Source organism: Bacillus sp. 1780r2a1, from assembly GCA_024134725.1.
Taxonomy (GTDB): Bacteria; Bacillota; Bacilli; order Bacillales; family Bacillaceae_H; genus Priestia; species Priestia aryabhattai_A.
Genome location: CP099863.1, coordinates 996,227 through 1,018,945, shown reverse-complemented (window position 1 = coordinate 1,018,945; position 22,719 = coordinate 996,227). Strand labels below are relative to the sequence as shown.

The window sequence follows — 22,719 nt, the reverse complement described above, 5'->3', positions numbered from 1 at the left end:
AATTCATCCATTTGTTACGTATGATTCTTCTAGACGTACAGGTCTTCCTGATAACAGTGATTCTTTTGCTGCTTTCGCAATTCGTTCTGCTTGAAACCCATCATTTCCACTGCAAGTTACAGGTTGATCTGTTAAGCACGCTGTCGCGAATTCTTTTACTTCTTCAACATAGGCTTGCGTATATCGCTCTAAGAAAAAGTATAATGGTTTTTCTTTTACCACGTGTTCACTTGTTGATACCTGAACCGTTGTCGGAATGCAGTTATCAGCTGTCGCTACCCCTTTATTTCCAAAAACTTCGAGTCGTTGATCATAGCCATATACTGCTTGTCGACTGTTATCAATGACACCAAGCGCTCCGTTTTCAAACTTTAGCGTTACAATCGCTGTGTCAATATCCCCTGCTTCTCCGATTGCCGGATCTACTAGTACCGTTCCATGAGCGGAAACCTCAACGACTTCGCTATCCATTATGTAGCGAGCCATATCAAAATCATGAATCATCATATCCATAAATAAGCCGCCAGATGCTCTCACATAATCTATGCTTGGAGGCTGTGGATCACGAGACGTTATCTTTAAGACGTGAGGCTGCCCAATTTCATTTGTTTTTACAAGCTCTCGTACCTTTTTAAAGTTTGGATCAAAGCGGCGATTAAACCCTACTTGAAGCTTCACTCCAGCTGCTTCTACTGCTTTTAACGCATCGTGTGTTTCTTCAACAGAGAAGCTAACCGGCTTTTCACAAAAAATATGTTTTTTTGCTTGAGCAGCTTCTTTAATAATAGCTGCGTGTGTATTGGTTGGTGAACAAATAAACACTGCATCAATTTCACCATCATTTAATAAATCCTGATAGTTCGTTGTTAAGACGTCAATTTCATTTGTTTTAGCCCAATCATGCAGGTGATCTACCACCACATCTGAAACCGCTTTAATTTTAATTTGTGGAATTAGCTTTAAGTTATCAACATGAAGCTTTCCAATTCTTCCTGCTCCTATTATCCCCACCGTTAAAATATGAGTCATTGTTTTATATCCTCCCATCCATACTGTTAACTCTAGTACGCATTGCTCAATTTAAAATTAAGTTAAGCGCTTTCTTAAATTCTATTATACATACATTCTAGTGAATCTCAATATTTTTTTAATTTTTAAATAACTTAATTTCTGAGAAAAACTAAATTATCTTTTTCTAACCTTATTATATAAACATTCAATTGTCCTTTATCAAAGTTAAAATGAATTTTAAAGAGTCCAAAAACCTCATAAATTTAATTGACTTTTCAGAAATGTAACCGTATACTTCTTTTTGTGAATAGAGTTAAGCGCTTTCCTTTCTTAAAAACTTTGAAAGTGGTGGATGGACAAATGAATATGCTTGAAACGAAGAACTCATGGATTGACAGAATGGGCATTCCTTCTAATCTATTTTGGGGCTACATAGGTATCGTTGTATTCATGATTGGAGATGGCCTTGAGCACGGATGGCTATCACCTTATCTAGTAGAACGTGGTTTATCAATGGAACAAGCTGGTTTTTTATTTTCCCTTTATGGTATTACTGTTGCCATTAGCGCATGGTTTTCAGGTGTCCTTGTTCAAATGTGGGGCCCGAGAAAGACAATGATTATTGGCGTTGTTTCATTTATTATTGGTTCTATTGTTTTTATTGGCATAGCTATTCCAAGCTTGAACTATCCTTTAATTCTCTTATCTTATGGACTTCGCGGGTTAGGCTATCCACTTTTTGCTTATTCATTTTTAGTTTGGGTTTCTTATAACACGCCTCAGCAATCATTAGCTAGAGCTGTTGGCTGGTTTTGGTTTGTCTTTGAGCTTGGTCTTAGCGTTATCGGCGCTTTATACTCTAGCATAATGGTAAGCCGAATTGGAGAAGTTGCGACGCTATGGACTGCTTTAGTGTTCGTTGCGATTGGTGCTATTTTATCTATCGTCATTAACAAAGATCGATTTAACGGTAAAATTGTAAGCGATAACAAAACAAAAGAACTTCTAAAAGGTTTAACTATTATGGCTGAGAAGCCGAAAGTAGCGATTGGTGGCGTAGTAAAGATTATTAATTCCGCTGCAAAATTTGGCTTTGTGGTCTTTTTACCAACGTATATGGTTGGTTTTAACTTTACGATTACAGAATGGCTCCAAATATGGGGCACATTATTTTTTGTCAATATTGTCTTTAACCTCATCTTTGGTGTTATTGGTGATAAGTTCGGCTGGGTTAACACCGTAACGTGGTTCGGTGGCGTTGGATGCGGACTAGCTACACTTGCACTTTACTATACACCCCAAATTTTTGGCCATAATTACTGGGCATTGATGCTAGTTGCCTGCTTCTATGGAGCGGCTTTAGCTGGGTACGTGCCGTTAACTGCTCTTGTCCCATCTCTTGCTCCTGATAATAAAGGAGCTGCAATGTCCGTATTGAACTTAGGGTCTGGTCTAGCTGCATTTGTTGGCCCAGCTATTGTGGCATTATTTATCGGTCCTGTCGGTGTCGGTGGCTTAATGTGGATCTTTGCCATCCTTTACTTTGTTGGCGCTTTCCTAACAAGATTTTTAGCATTACCTGAGCAAACCACGAGTTATCAACCTGCAGATCAACACCAAAGGCTGTCCGTATAACTCCATAAAAGGTGTAGAGAACGCCTCACATAATGTGAGGCGTCTTATTGTTACTTTGTGCTAGAGTAAGATTTAACATAAACCAGCTCACCCGTTTCAAATGATTCTTTACACGCATATCCCAATAGCGAAGCCTGCACGCCATCTTTAGCAGTGATAGTTGGCTTGTTCCCCGTTTGAATACAATGAATAAATTCTTCAACCTCTGACAAATATGCCTGTGCGAATCGTTCATTAAAATTGGATACGCACTCCTTCAAAGCACCTGCGTCGTTAAAAATGGTTACCGCGTTCTTTTCAGGAACAGTTCCAATTCGCAGACTTCCTTTTGTACCGATAATTTCTGTTTCAATATGATACCCGTGACGGCTATTTCTTCCTGCTGCAAAAAGACCCATCGTACCATTTGAAAACTTTACAAGAGCCGCTCCTGTTTCTGCATCATTTAACTCTGTGAATGCTGGAACTGAATATGCTCCTCCAATTGCCCACACCTGCTCGGCTTCAGCTCCAAGATACCATCTGGCAAGGTCAAAATCATGCACAGCCATGTCTAAGAATATACCGCCGCTATAGTTTTTTTGGGCAAATTTCAAAAATGATTCCAAGCCTTCCGTAGGATCAAACCCGTAGCAGCGAACCATCACAGGTTCACCTATTGCCCCTTGTTCAATTTGTTTTTTGGCATATGCATATGAATCATCATACCTTCTCATGAAGCCCAGCATAAATACTTTGTCTTGGTGGCGATTAATAATTGTCTCAATCTTTTCCACCTCTTCTAAGTAAAGCCCTAATGGCTTTTCACTGAACACATGATACCCCGCTTCTAATGCTTGCTGAATTTGATCACAGTGGAAATTAGAAGGTGAAGCAATAAAAATGGCATCGAGCTCACTGTTCTGTAACATTTCTTCATAGGATGTATACGTATATGGAATATTCCACTTATCACTTAGTTCGGCTAACTGCTCCGTATTTAAGCCGCAAATTGCTTTTAATTCACAGTTTGGAATGCGAAAAGCTAAATTCTCAGCATGCTGAATTCCAAGCCTGCCTAACCCTACAATTCCTACCTTTACTTTGTTCACAGAACCTCTCCCCTTTTACTCCAATATGTTTTTAACAGACCCCCGCTCGATAAGTTCAGGAGTTAGCATAACCCTTTGTTTAATGGACTCACTTCCGTTAATAGTCTTTAAGAGCTGCGCAAACGTGTATTCAGCCATTTGCGTAATCGGTTGCTCAATGGTTGTTAATCCAGGATCAGCCATTTCAGCATAGATTGTATTGTCAAATCCAATAACCGATAAATCCCCAGGAATAGCTAATCCCTGTTTTCGAGCCTCATTCATAACCGCTACGGCAATTAAGTCCGTACAGGCAAAGACAGCGGTAGGTTTTTTAGGGCCTGATAAAAGTTCACGCGCTGCTCTTTTGGCATCCTCAATAACTGAACGACAGCTAATTACATCACTATCTTCTAAAAGAACCTTCTCTTCGTTTAATGCCTGTGTAAACCCATTTAAACGTGCTTTACTACTGCTACGATCTTGTTCCATAATAATTGCTATTTGACGGTGCCCTTTACTTGTTAAGTGATTTCCTGCTAAATAACCACCTCTTACATCATCTGTGGTCACAACATGAGTGGAAACTGACGGATGATCTACAGAAAACAGAACAAGTGGCAACTCCCTGCTTACAATTTTGTTTACTAACTTAAAATTATTTAGCTCAGTAGCAACCACAATGCCATCTACTTGCTTTTTTAACAAGAGCTCTACATATTCGTTTTCACGTTCTGGCTGATTATCCGTACTACAAAGAAACAGTGTATATCCTGCAGATTGCGCACTATTTTCAAAAGCACGCGCTACCTCTGCAAAAAAGGGATTTGAAATATCTGGTACTAACACACCAATTGTATACGTTTTCTTTCCAGTCAAAGCTGCAGCTACGCTACTTGGTTGATAATCGAGCTCTTCCATGACCTTGTGAACTTTTTTTCTCGTCTTCTCACCGATACGACCTGTTTCGTTAATAACTTTTGATACAGTGGCGATAGAAACTCCAGCTTTTTTCGCTACATCATAAATTGTTGTTTTCATTCTAGTTCTTCTCCTCTTAATCTTCTCTTTTAATTATCTTATCATGAATGAGTTATTCATATCCTTTACAAGGCGCTTTCTACATGGATTCTTAACACGCCCGATTAAGAGTTTCTATCGCACATTAAGAGCTTAACACTGCTATTACTTTGAAATACTCTGTAAAAACTCTAGCTTTTCCTGAGCGTTTTCTTGTGTGATGATATCAATTCCACTATCAATGCGTTTTTCAATTTTTTCACCCTTAATCGTTTTTAACGCATTTTCTACACCTTGATATCCCATGTCGTATGGACTTTGCGCAATCGTACCAGCCATCTTACCAGCAATAATTGATTCAACAGCTTCAACCGTTCCATCCGTACCAATTACAGGAATATCTCCTTTGCCTTCAAGAGCACGTAAAGCGCCAAGTGCCATATCATCATTTGCAGAAAATACACCTTTTACATCTTTATTTTTTTGCATAATGTTTTCCATAACCGACATCGCTTTCGTTTTATCACTATCAGCTGGCTGTTCAGCTACAATCTTCATACCTGCCTTTTCAAGTTCTTCTTTCGCTCCTTTAATACGAGCATCCATTGCTGAATTCCCAAGTGCTCCTGCAATTAAAGCAACGCTATCCCCTTTTTCTAGCATGGATGCAAGAAGTTTTCCGCCTTCTTGACCAGCCGTATAGTTATCTGTACCAATAAATGCCGTTTTTTCCTCAAAATCAGCATCTGTATCAATTAACAGTACTGGTAAATTACCTTGAGTTGCTTGCTTTAAGACAGGTACAACCGTTGAAGGCTGAGATGGTGATACTACAATTGCTCCCGGCATTTGATTGATAGAATCCTCAATCATATTTACCTGTTCAATAACTTGCGATTCAGAAGCTGGTCCAACTATATTTACATCCACACCTAGATCTTTTCCGGCTTCTTTTGCTCCTGCTTCAACATACTTCCAATAAGGACTACTTAGCGTTTTTAACACGACCGTTACGCTTTCTTCTCCTCCTCCAGATGCTTTATCACCACTGCACCCTGCCGCAACTAGTAACCCAGCTGCCATTGTTAACATCCCTAACTTTCTGAATCCTTTTTTCATCATCATTTCCCCCTTTAGAATAGATAACCAAAATGTAAACGCTTAATTTTCATGAGCCTTTTTTACTTTTTCTCTGTCTAAGTACGTCTACATATACTGCTGCGATAATGACAACTCCAATAACCGCCATTTGAAAATCAGCTGAAACATTGAGTAAATTCAGTCCATTTCTTAATACGGCAATGATCATGGCTCCAATTAGCGTTCCCCATACAGTACCTACCCCTCCAAAGAAGCTTGCTCCTCCGATAATAACGGCTGCAATTGCATCTAATTCGTAAGATAAACCAGCGAGCGGGAACGCAGAATTGACGCGTCCAACCATAACAAGTCCAGCCAGCGCTGCCATAAAGCCGCTGATTGTATAAACTATAATGAGAACGCGATCTACATTAATTCCTGATAAGTGGGCTGCTTCTTTATTGCCCCCAATTGCATAAATATATCGGCCTGTTTGTGTTCTTGTTAAAAAGATGTGGAAGATAACGTACATCACAATGACAAGTAAAAAACTGATTGGAATCGGCCCAACAAACTCTCCACCTAAAAATTGAATCATGTAAGGAAAGCCTGCAATAGGAGCTGCAGCAGTAATAATTAACGCAATACCACGAGCAATATTCATCGTGCCAAGCGTTGAGATAAATGGATGAGGCAAGCGAAGTTTTGTAAGTAAAATTCCATTTAACCATCCAAAGAATATACCAACTAATAAACAAACAAGAATACCTAGAATTGGATTCAATCCCATAGTAACAGAGACAATACCCATGACCATAATTGAAACAGCTAGTATTGATCCAACAGATAAATCAATGCCTGCTGTTAAAATAGGTAAAAGCATTCCAAGTGCTAATAGAGCATTAATAGAGGACTGACGAGCGATATTCATAATATTATTTACAGTAAGGAATTTGTCAGATAGCATTGTAAGAATAACGCTTAATATAACAAGACCAATTAAGGCACCAAACTTACCTAAGTAGTGCTTAAGTGACTTCTTTTCGTTATGCATTGGCTTTTTTTGAATAATAACTTCACTCATTACGTTCAGCCTCCTGTCGCTGCTTTCATGATTATTTCTTGATTTGCTTCTTGAATCTCTAAATCAGCCGTAAATTTACCTTCATTCATTACAAGTACACGATCACACATTCCAAGAATTTCTGGTAAATCAGATGAAATCATAAGAACAATTGCACCCTTTTCTACAAGCTCATTCATTAAACGATATACCTCGACTTTGGCACCTACATCAATCCCTCGAGTCGGTTCATCAAAAATGAAAACTTTTGCTTGCGTGCAAAGCCATTTGGCAATAACGACTTTCTGCTGATTGCCACCGCTTAGCTTACGAGCATGAAGCTCAATATTGTCAGGACGTACTCGAAGTTCTTTAATATAGTTGTCTGCTGTTTTCTTAATGGTGTTTAAATTGATAAGATTGTTTTTTTGCTTGAACATTTTTGTATTAGCTAAGGAGATGTTAAAATCTAGAGGTTGATCCAGCAGTAACCCTTCATTCTTTCGATCTTCGGTAATGAATGCAATGCCTGCATTGATGGCGTCTTTAGGTGATTTAATATGAACTTCTTTCTTATCGATATATACGCTTCCGCTTTCTTTTTGGTCAGCGCCAAAGATTGCTCTAGCCAACTCTGTTCTTCCTGCTCCAACCAATCCGGAAATGCCGACAATCTCACCGTATCTCAGGGTAAAGTTAAGCTTTTCTTTAAAACCTTTGACATGAAAATCTTTGATACGAAAACCTTCACCTCCAAGTACAAATGATTGCTTTGGATATTTTTCATCTAGAGTTCTTCCAACCATAAGCTCAATCCACTTATCCGTTGTTGTTGTGCGAACTGGTAGCGTATCAATTTGAAAACCATCTCGTAAAATAGTAATTCGGTCTCCCATTCGCTTAATTTCATCCAGCCTATGAGAAATAAAAACAATTGCAATACCTTTTTTCGTAAGGCCTTCTACTGTTGAATATAACTGTTCAACTTCTGTAGAACTTAGGCTGGCAGTTGGCTCATCCATAATGATTAACTTCGCATCTAAGGTAAGCGCTTTAGCAATTTCTACTAATTGTTGCTGACCAATCCCTAATTCACTGAGCTGCTTATCTGCAAGATCTGGGCTTTGTCCTAGCATGGTCAAGTAGCGCTTTGCTTCTTCTCTCATTTGTTTATGATTTAAAAGAGAAGCCTTTCCACGTTGCTTTAATTCCCTGCCAAGGAAAATATTTTCATAGACTTTCAGCTGTGGAATAACGTTAAGCTCTTGATAAATTGTTGCGATTCCAAGCTTCATAGAATCTACCGGATTGTTAATCTGCACAAGCTTTCCTTCCCAATAAATCTCTCCGTCATCCTTTTCGTAAGCCCCTGTTAAAATTTTAATGAGAGTTGATTTTCCAGCTCCGTTTTCTCCTAACAGAACATGTACTTCTCCAGCTTTAACATTTAAATCAATGCCTTTTAGAACATGGTTATTGGAAAAACTCTTTTTAATTCCTTTCATTATAAGCAACGCTTGATTGTCACCTATCATGTAAAGACCCCTTTCATCTCCTAATTAAAGAAAGCGCTTTCCTAATTGATTTGAATTATAAATAGTTTTATGGAGATTAGCAACAACTTTTTTCAGAAAATTTTTTCTTTTTATAATTATAGGCATGCTTTCTTCCAAGCAAATCTATATTCTAAGATATTAATTATCTCTCCCATACTCTCCAAGTAGTTATGTATTAAAAACTTTCTCTTGCGTATCTATTGAAAACAAAAAAGACTATTCATTGTATGAAATAATAGTTTGTGAAAAAAAAGATATAAAAAAGCCACATGAAATTTTTTCATGTGGCTCTTCCTCACACAACCGTTAACGCCAGCGAAGGATTGCTTGGATACAGAACTTGAGATAAAATCTTGTACCCTTTTTCTTGCTCAAATACCGTACGTGCTTCTTGTTCTGATTCAAACTCAAACATTCTCATTTCATTTTGACTAGAATAGATGGTCACAACCCACATCCTTCGAACCCCTCCGTTTTCATGAAATTATTGTTCTCTATGAACAGCTTTGATAGTTACCGCTTACGCTAACTGGTGCGCAACTTGGTAGTTATGCTTTGTATATACGTACCCCTCTAAAATCATCCTTGCTGTACGCATCACCTTAATGCCTTGCATTTGTCCGGCAATGAAATCTACTTTTGTTTCCATGATACCTGCAGGATGAGCCAAGCGAATGACAGGGCTATGAATATCAACGAGTTTTGAAACAATTGTTCCCTCCAGAAATGCTGAAGCTGTTGTACAAATCGCACCGGTTATAGCTAATGCTTGATGTGGTTTTTGCATAGACATCATACGAATAGCCACATCCATTTCTTCACTTTTCCGTTCCCTTCCTGAGCTGTCCTTATAATTTCTCGGAGGAGCAATAATTGTCATTTTAGGAACAGCTGGTGATTTTATTGTTGCCTCTTCTTTCTTAGCGAATCCGCAAATTTCAGCTGCTTGTGAGCGGATTTCTTCTAAATAATAAAGAGTGTCTTCCGAATATTCAGCAGGCAACTCATAGCCTGTAAGGCCGATATCCTCTGCTTTTACAAATACAAGAGGGTTAGCTACATCGACAATTGATGCTGGTATAAGTCCCTTGGATGTTTTAATCATATCAATAGCATTTCCGGTTGGAAAAAGCTTTCCTGTTACGGCTCCTTCAGCTTGGGTAAATGAAAGATAAATAGGTGAGCCAGTACCTGGAACACCAGGGATTTCATAGGTTCCTTCCGTCTTCACTTGTCCATCTTCTACTTCCACTTCGGCTTTAATAATTTTTTGTGTATTGGTATTAAGTATCGTTACGGTAGTGATTGGTTCTTTTGGTGTCACAAATCCTTGTGCAATTGCATATGGTCCAACAGCTGATGAGATGTTCCCACAGTTTCCTTTAAAATCAACGAGTTGATGATCGACACTAATTTGAGCAAACGTATACTCTACATCTACTCCTTCAATTTCTGATTGCTTAATAATTGCCGCTTTACTAGTTAACGAGTTTGCTCCACCTAATCCATCAATCTGCCTTTGATCTGGACTTCCCATAATATCTAGTAAAAAATCTTTCCAAAGCGCTTGATCACTTGGCATATGGTCCATGTTTAGAAAGATTCCTTTGCTTGTGCCTCCACGCATAATCGTTACAGGAATTCTCATTCATCACACCTTCTTTTATATTCTAATTATTCTTAATTTTCCTATCTCTTTCTTCAAAAATATAGTATGATAAATCTGTTCATAAGTACAATAGATAATTTATTTCAAAAATAAGAAAAAAAACTTATAACTTAGTTTGGGGTGTCAACTATGGATGAAAAAGATTGGATTGCTTTAAAAATACTATTTGAGGAGCGAAATATTAGCCGAGCTTCTGAACGATTATATATTTCTCAGCCAGCTTTAACCTATCGCTTGAAGAATTTAGAGAAAGACTTTGGAACAAGTTTGTTTTTTAAAACGAAAAAAGGAATTGAATTCACTTCTGAAGGTATTTACCTTGCTGAGTATGCACAAGATATGCTGGCTGAGCTTCAAAAAACAAAGGATTATATGCTGAATATGAAACAAGAGGTGCGTGGAACGCTACGCTTAGGTGTCTCTAGCAACTTTGCGCAATATCGCCTGCCAAAGTTACTGAAGAAGTTTTCGCTTCAATATCCTCACGTTCAATTTAACGTCAATACCGGCTGGAGCACAGATATTATGAACCTTCTTGATACATCTGCTGTTCAGCTTGGTATTTTAAGAGGAAACTATGATTGGTACGGCGTAAAGTCTCTACTAACAAAAGAACGGTTATGTCTAATTTCAAAAACAGAGTTAACGATTGACGAATTGCCCAGCCGCCCATTTATCAACTATAAAACTGACAGCTCATTAAAAAACTTAATTAATGACTGGTGGCATGATCAGTTTGCTGAGCCTCCTCGTGTGACGATGGAAACAGACCGTCAAGAGACGTGCAAAGAAATGGTAAAGAATGATTTGGGTTTTTCTATTTTACCTGAAATTTGTTTACAACCTTCAGATAATCTTTTTGTCTATGGACTCTCTTATAAAAACGATGAGCCCGTGCTACGAAATACGTGGCTTATGTATCACCAAGATGTTTTAAACCTATCAACTGTTAAGCACTTCATCGACTTTTTAAATAGAGAAACTGCGAACATTTCACCATTTAACTTATAACTTCTGCGTGAGGTTATAAGTTTTTTTTTGACTTTTTGATAAAAATATATATTTCACTTATCTCCTACCGTGTAATATTCTTAAAACATAGAATTTTTAAACGACTAACAACCACGCAAATTCTTACTGTTTCACAACTCTTATTTGAAAGCGGTTTCTATTAAAAAAAGAGGAGGGGATTACGATTCTTACATTCTTAGGAATCTCAATGGTTATTGTTTTTACGTACTTAATTATGACAAAAAAGTTATCACCTATTAACGCGCTCACAATTGTTCCAATTGTATTCGCCATTATAGGTGGATTTGGATCTAAACTTGGGGAAATGATGCTAGAAGGTTTAAAAGTAGTTGCACCTTCAGCCGCTCTACTGCTGTTTGCTATTTTATTTTTTGGTATTTTAATAGATGCAGGCTTGTTTGATCCGCTTATTAAAAAGATGCTGCAAATTGTAAAAGGAGATCCTGTTAAAATTGCGATTGGAACAGCTATTTTAGCTTCTACTGTTGCGTTAGATGGAGACGGGACAACAACACATATGATTACCATTTCAGCTATGCTACCACTTTATTTACGCTTGGGGATGAATCCGCTAATTCTTGCTATTATTTCACTTCTATCTTTAAGCATTATGAGCGGTATGACACCTTGGGGAGGCCCTGCTACTCGCGCAATTGCTTCACTTGGATTAGATGCTAACGAATTCTTTATCCCATTGCTTCCAACAATGCTTGGTGGTTTATTAACCGTCATTGGTGTTGCTTACGCTCTCGGTAGAAAAGAACGACAGCGTCTGGGAGTTATTGATATTGAATATAAGAAAAATCATGCGGGGGAACTGCCTGAATTAGCAGCTGCTTATGAAGTAGCTCAAACAGAAAGTTTAAAACGCCCCAAATTAATTTGGATCAACTTATTGTTAACGATTGTCGTAATGGTTGTGCTTATTATGGGCGTTATGCCTGTACCTGTTCTCTTCTTAATTGGATTTGTCCTAGCATCCATGATTAACTATCCAAACATCGAACAACAAAAAGAACGCCTACTGGCTCATTCGGGAAATGCGCTTACCGTTGTGACGCTTGTGTTTGCTGCAGGAATTTTCACTGGCATTTTCTCAGGTACCAAAATGGTAGACGCAATCGCTAACTCACTCGTTGCGATTATCCCAGATTCTTTAGGCTCTTTCTTTCCAGTCGTCGTTGCGTTAACAAGCATGCCGTTTACTTTCGTGCTTTCAAACGACGCTTATTACTTTGGCGTGTTACCAATTTTAGCTGAAGCCGGTGCGGCTTATGGCGTAGACCCTGTTGAAATTGCAAGAGCTTCTATTCTTGGGCAGCCTGTTCACTTTTTAAGTCCATTAGTTGCTTCTACACTGCTTCTTGTTGGAATGGTAAAAACGGATATTGGAGAACTGCAGCGCTACGGATTTAAATGGGCCATTATTTGTTCATTATCCATTACCATTATCGCAATTCTAACAGGTGCCATTACCGTTTTATAACGATAAAAGAGCTGTGAAACGAAGTTCACAGCTCTTTTTTATGTTGAGGTATTGTCTTAATTACATCGACAATTGTTTTTGCGATGGTCATAACCGTAAACAATCTCGTGTCATTTAGAAACTGCGTAGCAGGAAATGGATCCACGTAATTGACCATTCCTTTTATATGATAGTCGCCAATTTCAGGGAGCACTTTTGCTAGCGCTTGCCCTGGCACTAGCGGCCCTTCTTTTATTATTACGTCACCCACTTGGCTTTGTTCCCCAAGGCACGCATCGATGCTAATAATGAAAGGCTTTATGAATCGCTTATTCACGTCTTTAATCATCTCTTTTAAATTAAAAGCATGAACCGGTTGCTCTAGCGTACCATATACTTCAAAAGGTATGTCTCTTTCTACTAGCATAGTCCCTACCAACGGACCCAAAGAATCTCCTACGTAGCGATCGGACCCAATACAAAGAAAGACAATATCCCGGTTCTCACGCTGCGCTTTTTGAATAATGCCTAGCAGCTGTGCCGAAGCATATTCCACTTCTCTTTCTTTTTGGCTGCTTTTTGCTTTTACAATCCAAGCCGTTGTTGCAGATTCTTTCTTTTCCTCTTCCGTTCGCTTGAAAAAACTGCCCATCTCCCTCGCCTCACTTTTGTCAGTCCTCTTTCTATTTATTATAGCAAGATTTTGTTACCTCAACAGCTACCGAGCTACTTTTCCCTATTATTCATAAGGCGTGACACTCATCAACCCAATAACTAGTAAGAAGAGAAGAAGCAAAATAAGTGCTAAAGAATCAATGATGATGGGCAAACGAGCGGTCTTTTTAGCAAAGAAATACGAGATACCATAAAATAAAATGGCAAAACATTTACCTGCATACCCAAACACCGTTTGTGAACAGCTGTACACTGATTTTTCATAACGACTGATATACTCGCTCTTAAATAACACAAACTGAATGCCAAGCGCAGCGTTAATCATAATCACAACCAAGATACCTGCTAATAAAAATGGAAGATTAGTGGATAGATAAACGACCATCGTACATCCTAACAGAAATAGTAAACCTATTATGTACCCACACCACTTAATACAGTTCACGTTCCTCAACGAATACCCCCAAAGCTCAACGATTCCCTAAGCTGGTGGTTCTTTAAAAACGTATCGATTGCTGCAGGACGATCTAGTAAATAGCCCTGTACTACCTTAATATCTAATGTAAGCGCGATTGCCAAGTCCTTTTCACATTCGATTCCTTCTAAAATGAGAGTAGTGTTTCCTTCATTATATTGCGATAAGCACTTCACCATTTCTTGCTTTTCTTTTGAATGTGCTAACCCTTTTGAAAAATAGCCATCTAGCTTAATAATGTCTGGACGATGCTCCACAACGTGTTGAAGACTTCCCATCCCTGTACCTACATCATCTATAGCAATTTGAAATCCACATTGACGTAAATAGCTCAGCCCTTCTTTAAACAATGGAGATGACCAAATATTGTGCTCAAACGTACTTTCATTTAGTTCGAATACCACGCGCTTGAAGCTGTTTGGATACATAACTAACAAATGCTGAATAAAAAAGTGAAACTGTTTATCTATTACGGTAGATGGAAAAAGATTCACAAATAGCTTTTTACCTTGTAAAATTTCAAATGGAAAACAATCAATTGCTCCTTCAATCGCCATCATGTCAAGTTCCGCCAACTTTTCATCTTCATGTGCTTGTAAAAATAAATCGATAATAGGTGCATGAGAAGATTGTAGTCTTAACAGTGCTTCAAACCCAACTTTACTCCATTTATTCACACAATAAATCGGCTGATAAACAAACGTAAATTCCTCTTTGTCAAACTGTTTTGAAAAATAAGCTTCCATATTGCTCCCTTATTCCTTTCCATAATCATTGCATTTCGTGCGCTGCTGGTCTATCTGTGCGCAATCAACTCTTCAAACAAAACTTGTTTAGTCAACTATCATTTTATAAATCGGCAAAACACTTGATTATTTTAACACAAAAAACCGCCCACTTTTTGGTAGTGAGCGATTTTTTATCATTTTTATATTTTATTCTTTCAAGGTGACTCTTTCTTTACTTCCCATCCATGCTTGCACCCATGTTAATAATTGCTGGTCTTGATTTCTTCCTGCGATAACGGATAAACCAACAGGAAGCTGATTAACATAACCAGCTGGAATCGTAAGCTGTGGTAACCCTGCTAAACCAGCTAAGCATGTCATCTGCAGCGTATGTAGCCTTCGATTTTGAAGTTCTGGACCGACTGCATTCTTTACAGGGGCTACTCCTAGAGCTGTTGGTAGTACTAAGATTGTTTTCTCATCTAAAAGATGAGTAAGCTCTTTGGTAATCGTTTCACGAACTTGTTTAGCATCTGACATCTCTTCGTCTTTTAGTGTACTAGCCCATTCAAAACGTTCGGCTACATCAGGACCAAATGTAGGGTTAAATCGTTTAATCCATTCTCCGTGAGCGCGCCAAACTTCAATTCCCTGCAGCATACGAAATGCTTCCATGCACTCACTTAGCTTATAAGAAAGCTGTATGTTCTCGTAGCCAACAGGATGATCTTGTAATAATGCCTTCACGTTCTTACCTGCTTCTTCATCTGCTAGTTCAAACAAGTTGCTCACTCCAACAATGTTCTCAAAAGAAGGTTCATGAGCTTGAGACACAAATAAAGCGGATGCAACATCAACCATCGTGTTTATATCTTTTGCCATAAATCCAATCGTATCAAAGCTAGGTGCTAACGGTATTAATCCTTCAACCGATAGTCTCCCGTGCGTCGGCCTAAATCCGTAAATACCGCAATAGCTCGCTGGAATTCGTATTGAACCACCTGTATCCGTTCCAACTGCAAAATCGACGAGACCAGCAGCTACTGCCACCGCTGAACCGCTTGATGACCCCCCTGGAATTCGGTTGTGATTAATTGGATGAAGAGGCGTTCCATAATGAAAATTTTCACCATTTAATCCATACATTAGTTCATCCGTATGCGTTACGCCCGTCAGCTTAGCACCTGAAGCTAGCAAACTTGTAACGACTTCAGCATGATTACTTGCTGGTTCATGAGTACGTAACCAATAAGGATTTCCCGCACTAGCCGTATGTCCTTTTACATCAAAAACATCTTTTAAAGCAAATGTTTTTCCACTTAACAATCCGGCGTTCATCGGCTCTACGATTATTTCTTTATTAAGAAATGCATTCCATTTATCGTTCATCATCACCGCTCCCTTTTCGCTTATGTCTCCTTTAAGCGTAATAACTTGCAGGATGATTGGTCAACGAATGTGTAATAACTTCTAACAAACGTTTAAAGACTGTAAAGATAATAATTTAAAATTGCTCTTTCTGTTTTAAACAGGGTAAAGTAATAGTAGTTTTTGATTTTATACGCAAAGGAATAGAATACTATGTCACAACACACCATTTTGTATGCGTTTATTGTTCTTGCCATTGTTTTAACGAGAGGCATTCCGTTAGCCGGCCGGCAAATGCACGGTCTTAACCAAGGCCTCACACATATAGGACGTTATTTTTCCAATTTAAATACGCTTTTGCATGAGGATGGACATGCTCTTATGGGGATGATTTTCGGAAAAGGTGTAAAGCGAATTGAGCTATACACAAACACAGAAGGAGTAGCAATTACGTCCACCTATGCTGGTGCTCGCGGCTGGCTTCCCCGCGTTATCATTGCACTGGCCGGTTACCCTTTCAGTTCAGCTATGACTTATTTATTCTTCTACCTGCTTGTACAACATCACTACGACCTACTGTTTTATGGATTAGGAGGCATTTTGTTATTTAACCTTCTTTTCTTAGTAAGAAACCGTTACGGAATACTTTGGCTTGTTTCTATCCTTGCCATTTTAGGAGGCGTTTACTACCTAAACTCACCCACTCTCATTATGTATAGCATGATGTTTGTTGGAGCTATTTTGTTGGTTGAGTCTGTTTTATCAGCAGCTGTTATTTTTGTATTAAGTGTCAAGCAACCTTATCATGCTGGTGATGCAACCAGCTTAAAAGAACTCACGATGGTTTCAAGTCGAATTTGGGGACTTTTGTTTTTCGTTCAAGCTTTGTACATAGCTTATTTAAGCGTTACGCTATTACACTAGAGCAGCACCGATACTTGGTGCTGCTCTTACTATTGATACAAAGGAAAAAAGACCTCCCTCTTTTCCTTTTTAGACTTTCTGTCAACTCCCCCTGTCGAACGCTTGTCAAAAAACGACGTTAAAAATCTAGTTATTTTGACATACACACAAGAAAAAGATGTCGAAAATAGTGGGTTCATACAGAGAATTAGAGATAGATACTTCCTCCTATTTTGTCTATATCTGGTATAATAATAGTTATTAAAAACTATTATAGTTTAGAGTTTTTTATGAAAGGACGTGATTACCTACACAAATATATTAGGCCATTCTACTCCTAGAAATGGAGTGAACGTGATCCATAAACATTCGTTTCCTATACTCCTCACTTTATACACTTACGTTCATTCTCGTACTATTTTTACGCAAGGTATCATCTAGATATTGAAAAAGCAAGCGCTATCTTTTTTGAATCATTTGCAGTTGTCAACACATGTAAACGACCAAAAAATAAAAGGGGGATGGTCAGTTGGCAAAGAAAAAAACAAAGGTAAGTGTCTTATTTTTAGCGATAATTTTAGTAATGGGAACTCTTTTCTTCAGCGCAAATAAAACAGAAGCTGCAGGAAGTACAACTCACTTCATTGTCATCAACAAAGCAAACAATCAATTAGCTTATTATAAGAACAATAAGCTCGTTCGTACCTTTTCAGTTGCGACTGGGCGTACGAATTCACTTACACCTGAGGGTAAGTTTCGTATTGTTAATAAGATTGTAAATCGTCCTTATTATACAGGTAAAATACCGGGAGGAGATCCGCGAAATCCACTGGGTAATCGCTGGATGGGAATTAACGCTCGCGGTACAAACGGTACAACGTATGCTATTCACGGTAACAATAATCCTAGTTCCATTGGAAAGTACATAAGCAGCGGATGCGTTCGTATGTACGATAACGAAGTGGAATGGTTATTTAGTCAAGTAACAGTAGGAACTCCAGTTGTGATTACCAATTCTTCAAAATCATTTGACGCGATTGCGGCCGCTAATGGATACAAAGTATCTAACAGCAGCCAGCCTTCTCAACCGACAGTTAGTGGTCTTAAAAAAGGAAGTCGCGGTAATGAAGTTCGCTCTCTTCAGCAAAAGCTCACTTCTCTTGGTTATGATACAAAAGGGGTAGATGGAGTATTTGGTAACAATACAGATACGGCTTTAAGAAGATTCCAAAAAGATCGCGGTTTATCTGTAAACGGCGTGGTTGACTCAGCTACTCAAAAAGCGCTAAATGGAGCAAAACCAGGTGTCAAACCGCCAGCAACAAGCACTGGTTTAAAGAAAGGAAGCCGTGGTAACGAAGTGCGTGCTCTTCAACAAAAGCTTACCTCTCTTGGCTTTAGTACAAAAGGAATTGACGGCATTTTTGGTAATAATACGGATGCTGCTTTGCGTCAGTTTCAAAAAGCTCGCGGACTATCTGTCACTGGAGTCGTTGATGCGGCTACACAAAAAGCACTAAACGGAACAACAGCTAGCAAGCCTTCTTCACCCAGCAAAGGCCCTAGTTTAACATCAGGGCCAACTTTAAAGCTTGGTAGCAAAGGAGATGCTGTAAAAGCTCTACAACAAAAACTTACTTCTCTTGGCTTTAATACAAACGGCGTAGATGGCATGTTTGGTTCTAATACAAGCGCTGCTGTTAAAAAGTTTCAAAGCGCAAACGGCTTAGCTGCTGATGGCATTGTTGGTCCAAACACATATAAAGCTCTTTCTTCTAAATAATACGATTAATTAAAGCAGAGTCTTTACAGGCTCTGCTTTTTCATGGTCTCTATGTATAAACCTTTATTGTGACTAGCATAATACAAGTGAATGTGAAAGTTTACAAGCGCTACTCACCTCACGTAACAAAGAGATTGTTTATCGCCTGCAAAACCTTAACATACTCTTATTTTCAATAGTGAAAAAAGACACAAGGATTTACGAAACAAGTCGAAACTGTCTATGATTGAGTTCTTTTTCTAACGCTTAATTTTAACAATTTCTTTGAATGTCTGCACCGAACGCTGGCGAACTTTCAAAAAGGAGAAGAAACAATGGAGAATTTACGAAAAAGCTTAGGTTTAAACACGATGCTTGTCATTATTTCTTTAAGTATTCCACTCATTTTAATGCAAATTTATGTATCACCCTTAATCGGTTGGACACTGCTTATCTTTAGTCCTATCGGAACGATTATCGGGGCAGTAAATCTGTTTAAGCACCATATCTATACAAGCCAATAACAACCTCTTAAAAAAAGAAGGTTGTTATTTTTATGTTAGCAAACGTTTATGAATCCAAATCGCTGCTTGGACTCCTTCCCCCATGGCTACTGCTGCTTGCTCAGAATGAGCAACTAAATCTCCAGCTGCCCATACGTTTTCCACATTTGTCTCTTTGGTTCGATGATTCGTTAATACATGGTTATTCTCTGTCGTATACACACCCAGCTGTTCTGCTAGATGACTTCGCACCTTATTGCCACCCAACGCTAGAAAACAATGATTGGCATGAATTATTTCACCGCTTTGCAATTCTATCCCTTTAAACTGACTTTTCCCTTCAACCAACACTTTTTTAATTTGTTCATTTTTATACGTTAACTTTTGCTCCTGGAGTTTTCGCTTTGTCTTAGTAGGCAAGACCTTCATTTCTTCGTCAACATAGACAATATCTTTTGTCCAATGAGTCAATGTACAAGCAAGGCTAGCTCCCGCTTCGCCTCTACCAATTATAATGACTCGACTGTCTTTTACTTCATAGCCATCGCAGTCCGGACAAATATACACGCTAATGCCAAGGCAACCAATCAGCTCTGGAAAGCTTGGCAAGTGATCTTTAATACCTGTTGCTAATAAAACCGTTTTACATTGATAACGCTCATCAGCCTTTGTGGTTAAAGCAATAGCTTTTTCGTGCTTAGCTGCCGATATTACGCGGTCAGTTACAAACTGTACGTTGTAGCACATAGCTTGCTTCTTCCCGCGGTCTCTTAGTTCTTCTCCACTTACACCTTCTGGCCACCCCAATAAATTATGATACCTGTTACATAGATTTGAACGACCGTCATTGGAATCAATCACTAAAGTTTTGTGGCAGTATCTCCCAAGCTGAATCGCTGCTTGGAGACCAGCAATTCCGCCTCCAATAATAATGCAATCATAATAGTTTTCCAATGCTATTTGCCCACCTTAAAAGTTTTTTTACCAGTAGTAATATGTACGTTTTCAGCACAAATTATGAACGCACGAAAAAAGCAGCCTTAATCAGCTGCTTTTAATGAATGAAAATTCCTCCATGACTTTCCACCACGTGCTTCACCACATAATATAAACCACGCTCAAACTCTTTGTTCATTTTTGTTTGGAGTAACTTTTTCACGCAGTACTCTCTTTCTTCACCTTTTGTACGCTGAATTGCTGCCCATTCCTTCCCCTCTCTATTTACTCCCTCTTCTAAAACGTATGCTTGAATCGCTAAGAAAAGAGAATTCGCTATGGCTTGGAACGTACGCTGACGATCGGTGGCTGAATGATAAGATGTAGACCACCCTGAAGGCTCAGTCACAAATCCATAGTAAAGCTCAGTCGCTAGCTGACTCGTCAACTCTTCAGGAAATACTTTATCGTCCTGTTGCAGAAGGTGCGAATACAAATGACTAATAGCCTTCGTTATGATTGGAGGAGCCAATATACTAAGATAAATGGGGTTAAGCTCTGCACCAACTTGTTTTGGAGTGCTGCTCACCTGGTTGATGCAAACCATTTTTGACAGCTGATGATCGTCTTCATCACTTCGATTTAAATAGGAGGCGATATCTACACGTACAGCCGTGAGGTAATAAGAAAGCTGGGTAGCAACAGCTTGTTCTTCTCGCTGAATACACGCTTGAATTGCTGCAGATAAACAATGCTTTTTCGCTCGTTCTTCAGCGTATCTTTCACCTTGCAAACGTTCAGCATGAGTAAAAATCATCTGCAGCTTATATCCATATCCATATGAAATTAGCCGTTTTAACTTATCAATCTTTATTTCACGTGAAGCATCATGAGTATATATAATATGATCCGCTTCTTTCACTTGATCATGAAGACTGGTTCCTCTTCTACTATCTTGAATTACAATAAGCTGTTCTTTTACTGAAGGAATAGTGGCATGGATAGACGTAATAAGAGGATAGCAGCTCGCTCCATCTGCTTTTTCCGCTTCTGTCGTCAAGCGATGTAAGGCCGTAAAGTAATGAGCCCGACTTTCCGTTGAAATGAATGCAAACTGAGGCCAGTCATCAATTCCATATGACCAAGTAAAATCACATTTTTCTTTAAATGACCTTTCGATACACGTTAAGAGCGTTTCAATTAGCTGCCGGTACTCCGCTTTTTGTAAAAACAGCTGTTCAAAATCCTCTGTTACTTCCGTACTTTCTTCTAAAACGGTATTTGTGAGACTTTTAATGGATTCAACATACTGAAAGATTCGCTTTGTGCTCTTTGCAGTAGAAGATTGTTCTGTAAAATAGCGAGGACTATAAGGAACCTCTCCAAATAAAGCTTCAAAGTGTAACTCAGGATTCCCATGCACAAGTGCAACTGCAAGATCATAGTCCGTTCCTCCACTCGCATAAACCAAAGCACTTTCAATTACCGTCTTTTCAAGGGTTTCATATACTTGCTGGCGTGACAGAAATGACACTTTTGCTTCATAAGTGGCGCTATGCGTCATTTCATAAACCGTATCGTAACTTGCTTTCCGAAAACGAATTGGAAATTTTTCGCGCGCAGGGTGAATACCAAAAACAGCACGAACGATGGATGTTTTCCCACTTTCCGCTTCCCCGATTAGTGAAATCTGATAAGCATCCGTATCTTTGTTCACTGTTGGAGTATCTGGTTCGTCCACTTCATCATAAAATGCGTTCACCACGCGATGGTCGTAGCGTGCTTTTGCTCGCCCTTTTACGGTGCTTGTCCAATACTCTTCTATACGTAACAGTTCATTCAGTTCTTCAACAAGCACATCTACTTCCTCTTGTTCAGCACATAGATAACGTTTCACAACCGGGTATTTGTTTCCGCTTTTATCTGTTTGAAAAGGATGCTGAAACAACACACACCATCCTTTTCGGCTAACGGATGGAAAAGCTTTTGCTCGAAAAAACTTCATTCTATCTCCCCCACTCTCTATCGCAAGACCTTATAGTTGAAATGTATGGGACGATGGAAGTATGTATGTCTGTAATTTTCGGGATGAAGGCAGGATTTTTATAACAAAGAGCGAACCTTTGATAAAGAGGTGATGAGAGCATGTTGACAAAAATTATAAAAGGCAGCATACCGGTGAATAAAAAGGGGTCATTTTCCTATGCTCAACAGCATTGGGCAGCACTTGCCCATGTCGATGGTTTTATTGGACAGCTAGGGGGATGGAATGTTGAAGATGAAACAGATACGTGCATTATTGCATTATGGAAAGATGAAGACTCTTATCAAGAGTTTATGAAATATACGCACGACTCTATTTTCTACAGCAGCAACCAGGATCAAACCTATACGGCGCTTGATGTATCCATTTCAAACCCTTCACAGTTTATCGGCGGTCGCTACAATTATTATCGAAGCAGCGCAATGGAAACACGTTACTTAATGAAGACTGAAATTGAAGTGGACTTTTATGATCAAAAAGATGTAGAAATATTAGTACAAAGTTTAGTAAATCCTTCATACAGGTGCTTATCTCATATCGTTGCTCCATTAAAGCATAATGAGATAACCATTTTTACGCTTTACAGCGCAGCGTGCCCAACAAAGACGGTTGATACGCTCGTGCACCCTAACGTTTTGCAAGCCCGCCAGTACATATATAAACTAGAACAAAATTGGAACGTTCTATCTCGTTAAAGACTAAAAGCTATGGCAGATGCCATAGC

Annotated in this window: 21 protein-coding genes; 7 read left to right on the top strand and 14 right to left on the bottom strand. The window is 38.8% G+C overall.

What is annotated here, in order from left to right; translation table 11 throughout:
- Window positions 1-3: 3 nt before the first annotated feature.
- Entirely contained in the window at window positions 4-1,029 is a 1,026-nt protein-coding gene (gene iolG / locus NIZ91_05225) for an inositol 2-dehydrogenase (GenBank protein ID USY56059.1), read from the bottom strand.
- Between the two features lie 342 nt (window positions 1,030-1,371).
- On the opposite strand from iolG, the gene NIZ91_05220 reads away from it, so the two are divergent.
- The gene (locus NIZ91_05220; GenBank protein ID USY56058.1) at window positions 1,372-2,646 is read left to right on the top strand and encodes an MFS transporter; all 1,275 of its coding nucleotides are present in this window, start codon (window positions 1,372-1,374) and stop codon (window positions 2,644-2,646) included.
- Between the two features lie 50 nt (window positions 2,647-2,696).
- Here the strand turns inward: NIZ91_05220 and NIZ91_05215 are convergent, their stop codons facing one another.
- The 7 genes from NIZ91_05215 to NIZ91_05185 all read right to left on the bottom strand — a co-directional run bounded on the left by NIZ91_05215 (window position 2,697) and on the right by NIZ91_05185 (window position 10,083).
- On the bottom strand, window positions 2,697-3,737 hold the full coding sequence (locus NIZ91_05215) for a Gfo/Idh/MocA family oxidoreductase (protein USY56057.1): 1,041 nt from the start codon (window positions 3,735-3,737) through the stop codon (window positions 2,697-2,699).
- A 15-nt stretch (window positions 3,738-3,752) separates the two neighbouring features.
- Entirely contained in the window at window positions 3,753-4,757 is a 1,005-nt protein-coding gene (locus NIZ91_05210; protein ID USY56056.1) for a LacI family transcriptional regulator, read from the bottom strand.
- A gap of 144 nt (window positions 4,758-4,901) precedes the next feature.
- Complete coding sequence (locus NIZ91_05205) at window positions 4,902-5,855, bottom strand: sugar ABC transporter substrate-binding protein (protein ID USY56055.1); 954 nt, start codon at window positions 5,853-5,855, stop codon at window positions 4,902-4,904.
- 49 nt (window positions 5,856-5,904) lie between these two features.
- Window positions 5,905-6,900 carry an ABC transporter permease gene (locus NIZ91_05200; protein USY56054.1) on the bottom strand — a complete coding sequence of 332 codons (996 nt, stop codon included), beginning with the start codon at window positions 6,898-6,900 and terminating at the stop codon, window positions 5,905-5,907.
- A gap of 5 nt (window positions 6,901-6,905) precedes the next feature.
- Window positions 6,906-8,414 (bottom strand): sugar ABC transporter ATP-binding protein, encoded by a 1,509-nt coding sequence (locus NIZ91_05195; protein USY56053.1) that lies wholly within the window; start codon window positions 8,412-8,414, stop codon window positions 6,906-6,908.
- 316 nt (window positions 8,415-8,730) lie between these two features.
- The gene (locus tag NIZ91_05190; GenBank protein USY56052.1) at window positions 8,731-8,892 is read right to left on the bottom strand and encodes a hypothetical protein; all 162 of its coding nucleotides are present in this window, start codon (window positions 8,890-8,892) and stop codon (window positions 8,731-8,733) included.
- Between the two features lie 63 nt (window positions 8,893-8,955).
- On the bottom strand, window positions 8,956-10,083 hold the full coding sequence (locus NIZ91_05185; protein USY56051.1) for a 3-methylitaconate isomerase: 1,128 nt from the start codon (window positions 10,081-10,083) through the stop codon (window positions 8,956-8,958).
- A 150-nt stretch (window positions 10,084-10,233) separates the two neighbouring features.
- Here NIZ91_05185 and NIZ91_05180 point away from each other — a divergent pair, with 150 nt between their 5' ends.
- Window positions 10,234-11,115 carry a LysR family transcriptional regulator gene (locus NIZ91_05180; protein USY56050.1) on the top strand — a complete coding sequence of 294 codons (882 nt, stop codon included), beginning with the start codon at window positions 10,234-10,236 and terminating at the stop codon, window positions 11,113-11,115.
- A gap of 184 nt (window positions 11,116-11,299) precedes the next feature.
- The gene (locus NIZ91_05175; GenBank protein ID USY57094.1) at window positions 11,300-12,622 is read left to right on the top strand and encodes a citrate:proton symporter; all 1,323 of its coding nucleotides are present in this window, start codon (window positions 11,300-11,302) and stop codon (window positions 12,620-12,622) included.
- Window positions 12,623-12,647: 25 nt separating this feature from the next.
- On the opposite strand, the gene yyaC is transcribed toward NIZ91_05175, so the two are convergent.
- The 4 genes from yyaC to NIZ91_05155 all read right to left on the bottom strand — a co-directional run bounded on the left by yyaC (window position 12,648) and on the right by NIZ91_05155 (window position 15,868).
- Entirely contained in the window at window positions 12,648-13,253 is a 606-nt protein-coding gene (gene yyaC, locus NIZ91_05170; GenBank protein ID USY56049.1) for a spore protease YyaC, read from the bottom strand.
- An 87-nt stretch (window positions 13,254-13,340) separates the two neighbouring features.
- Window positions 13,341-13,730: a hypothetical protein gene (locus NIZ91_05165; protein USY56048.1), complete on the bottom strand. Its 390-nt coding sequence runs from the start codon at window positions 13,728-13,730 to the stop codon at window positions 13,341-13,343.
- A complete protein-coding gene (locus NIZ91_05160; protein USY56047.1) occupies window positions 13,727-14,497 on the bottom strand; it encodes an EAL domain-containing protein in 771 nt (256 codons plus the stop codon). Before NIZ91_05160 ends, NIZ91_05165 begins: the two co-directional genes overlap by 4 nt.
- 189 nt (window positions 14,498-14,686) lie before the next feature.
- Window positions 14,687-15,868 (bottom strand): amidase, encoded by a 1,182-nt coding sequence (locus NIZ91_05155; protein ID USY57093.1) that lies wholly within the window; start codon window positions 15,866-15,868, stop codon window positions 14,687-14,689.
- A 192-nt stretch (window positions 15,869-16,060) separates the two neighbouring features.
- On the opposite strand from NIZ91_05155, the gene NIZ91_05150 reads away from it, so the two are divergent.
- The 3 genes from NIZ91_05150 (at window position 16,061) to NIZ91_05140 (ending at window position 19,036) form a co-directional block, all read left to right on the top strand.
- Window positions 16,061-16,771 carry a M50 family metallopeptidase gene (locus tag NIZ91_05150; GenBank protein USY56046.1) on the top strand — a complete coding sequence of 237 codons (711 nt, stop codon included), beginning with the start codon at window positions 16,061-16,063 and terminating at the stop codon, window positions 16,769-16,771.
- 508 nt (window positions 16,772-17,279) lie between these two features.
- On the top strand, window positions 17,280-18,533 hold the full coding sequence (locus NIZ91_05145; protein ID USY56045.1) for a peptidoglycan-binding protein: 1,254 nt from the start codon (window positions 17,280-17,282) through the stop codon (window positions 18,531-18,533).
- A 314-nt stretch (window positions 18,534-18,847) separates the two neighbouring features.
- Window positions 18,848-19,036 (top strand): hypothetical protein, encoded by a 189-nt coding sequence (locus NIZ91_05140; GenBank protein ID USY56044.1) that lies wholly within the window; start codon window positions 18,848-18,850, stop codon window positions 19,034-19,036.
- Window positions 19,037-19,066: 30 nt separating this feature from the next.
- Here the strand turns inward: NIZ91_05140 and NIZ91_05135 are convergent, their stop codons facing one another.
- Together NIZ91_05135 and NIZ91_05130 are read right to left on the bottom strand one after the other, a co-directional pair.
- Window positions 19,067-19,969, bottom strand: a complete 903-nt coding sequence (locus NIZ91_05135) for an NAD(P)/FAD-dependent oxidoreductase (GenBank protein ID USY56043.1) — start codon at window positions 19,967-19,969, stop codon at window positions 19,067-19,069.
- Window positions 19,970-20,069: 100 nt separating this feature from the next.
- Complete coding sequence (locus NIZ91_05130; GenBank protein ID USY56042.1) at window positions 20,070-21,956, bottom strand: hypothetical protein; 1,887 nt, start codon at window positions 21,954-21,956, stop codon at window positions 20,070-20,072.
- A 140-nt stretch (window positions 21,957-22,096) separates the two neighbouring features.
- Between NIZ91_05130 and NIZ91_05125 the strand changes: the two genes are divergently transcribed.
- Entirely contained in the window at window positions 22,097-22,690 is a 594-nt protein-coding gene (locus NIZ91_05125) for a YdbC family protein (GenBank protein USY56041.1), read from the top strand.
- Window positions 22,691-22,719 lie beyond the last annotated feature (29 nt).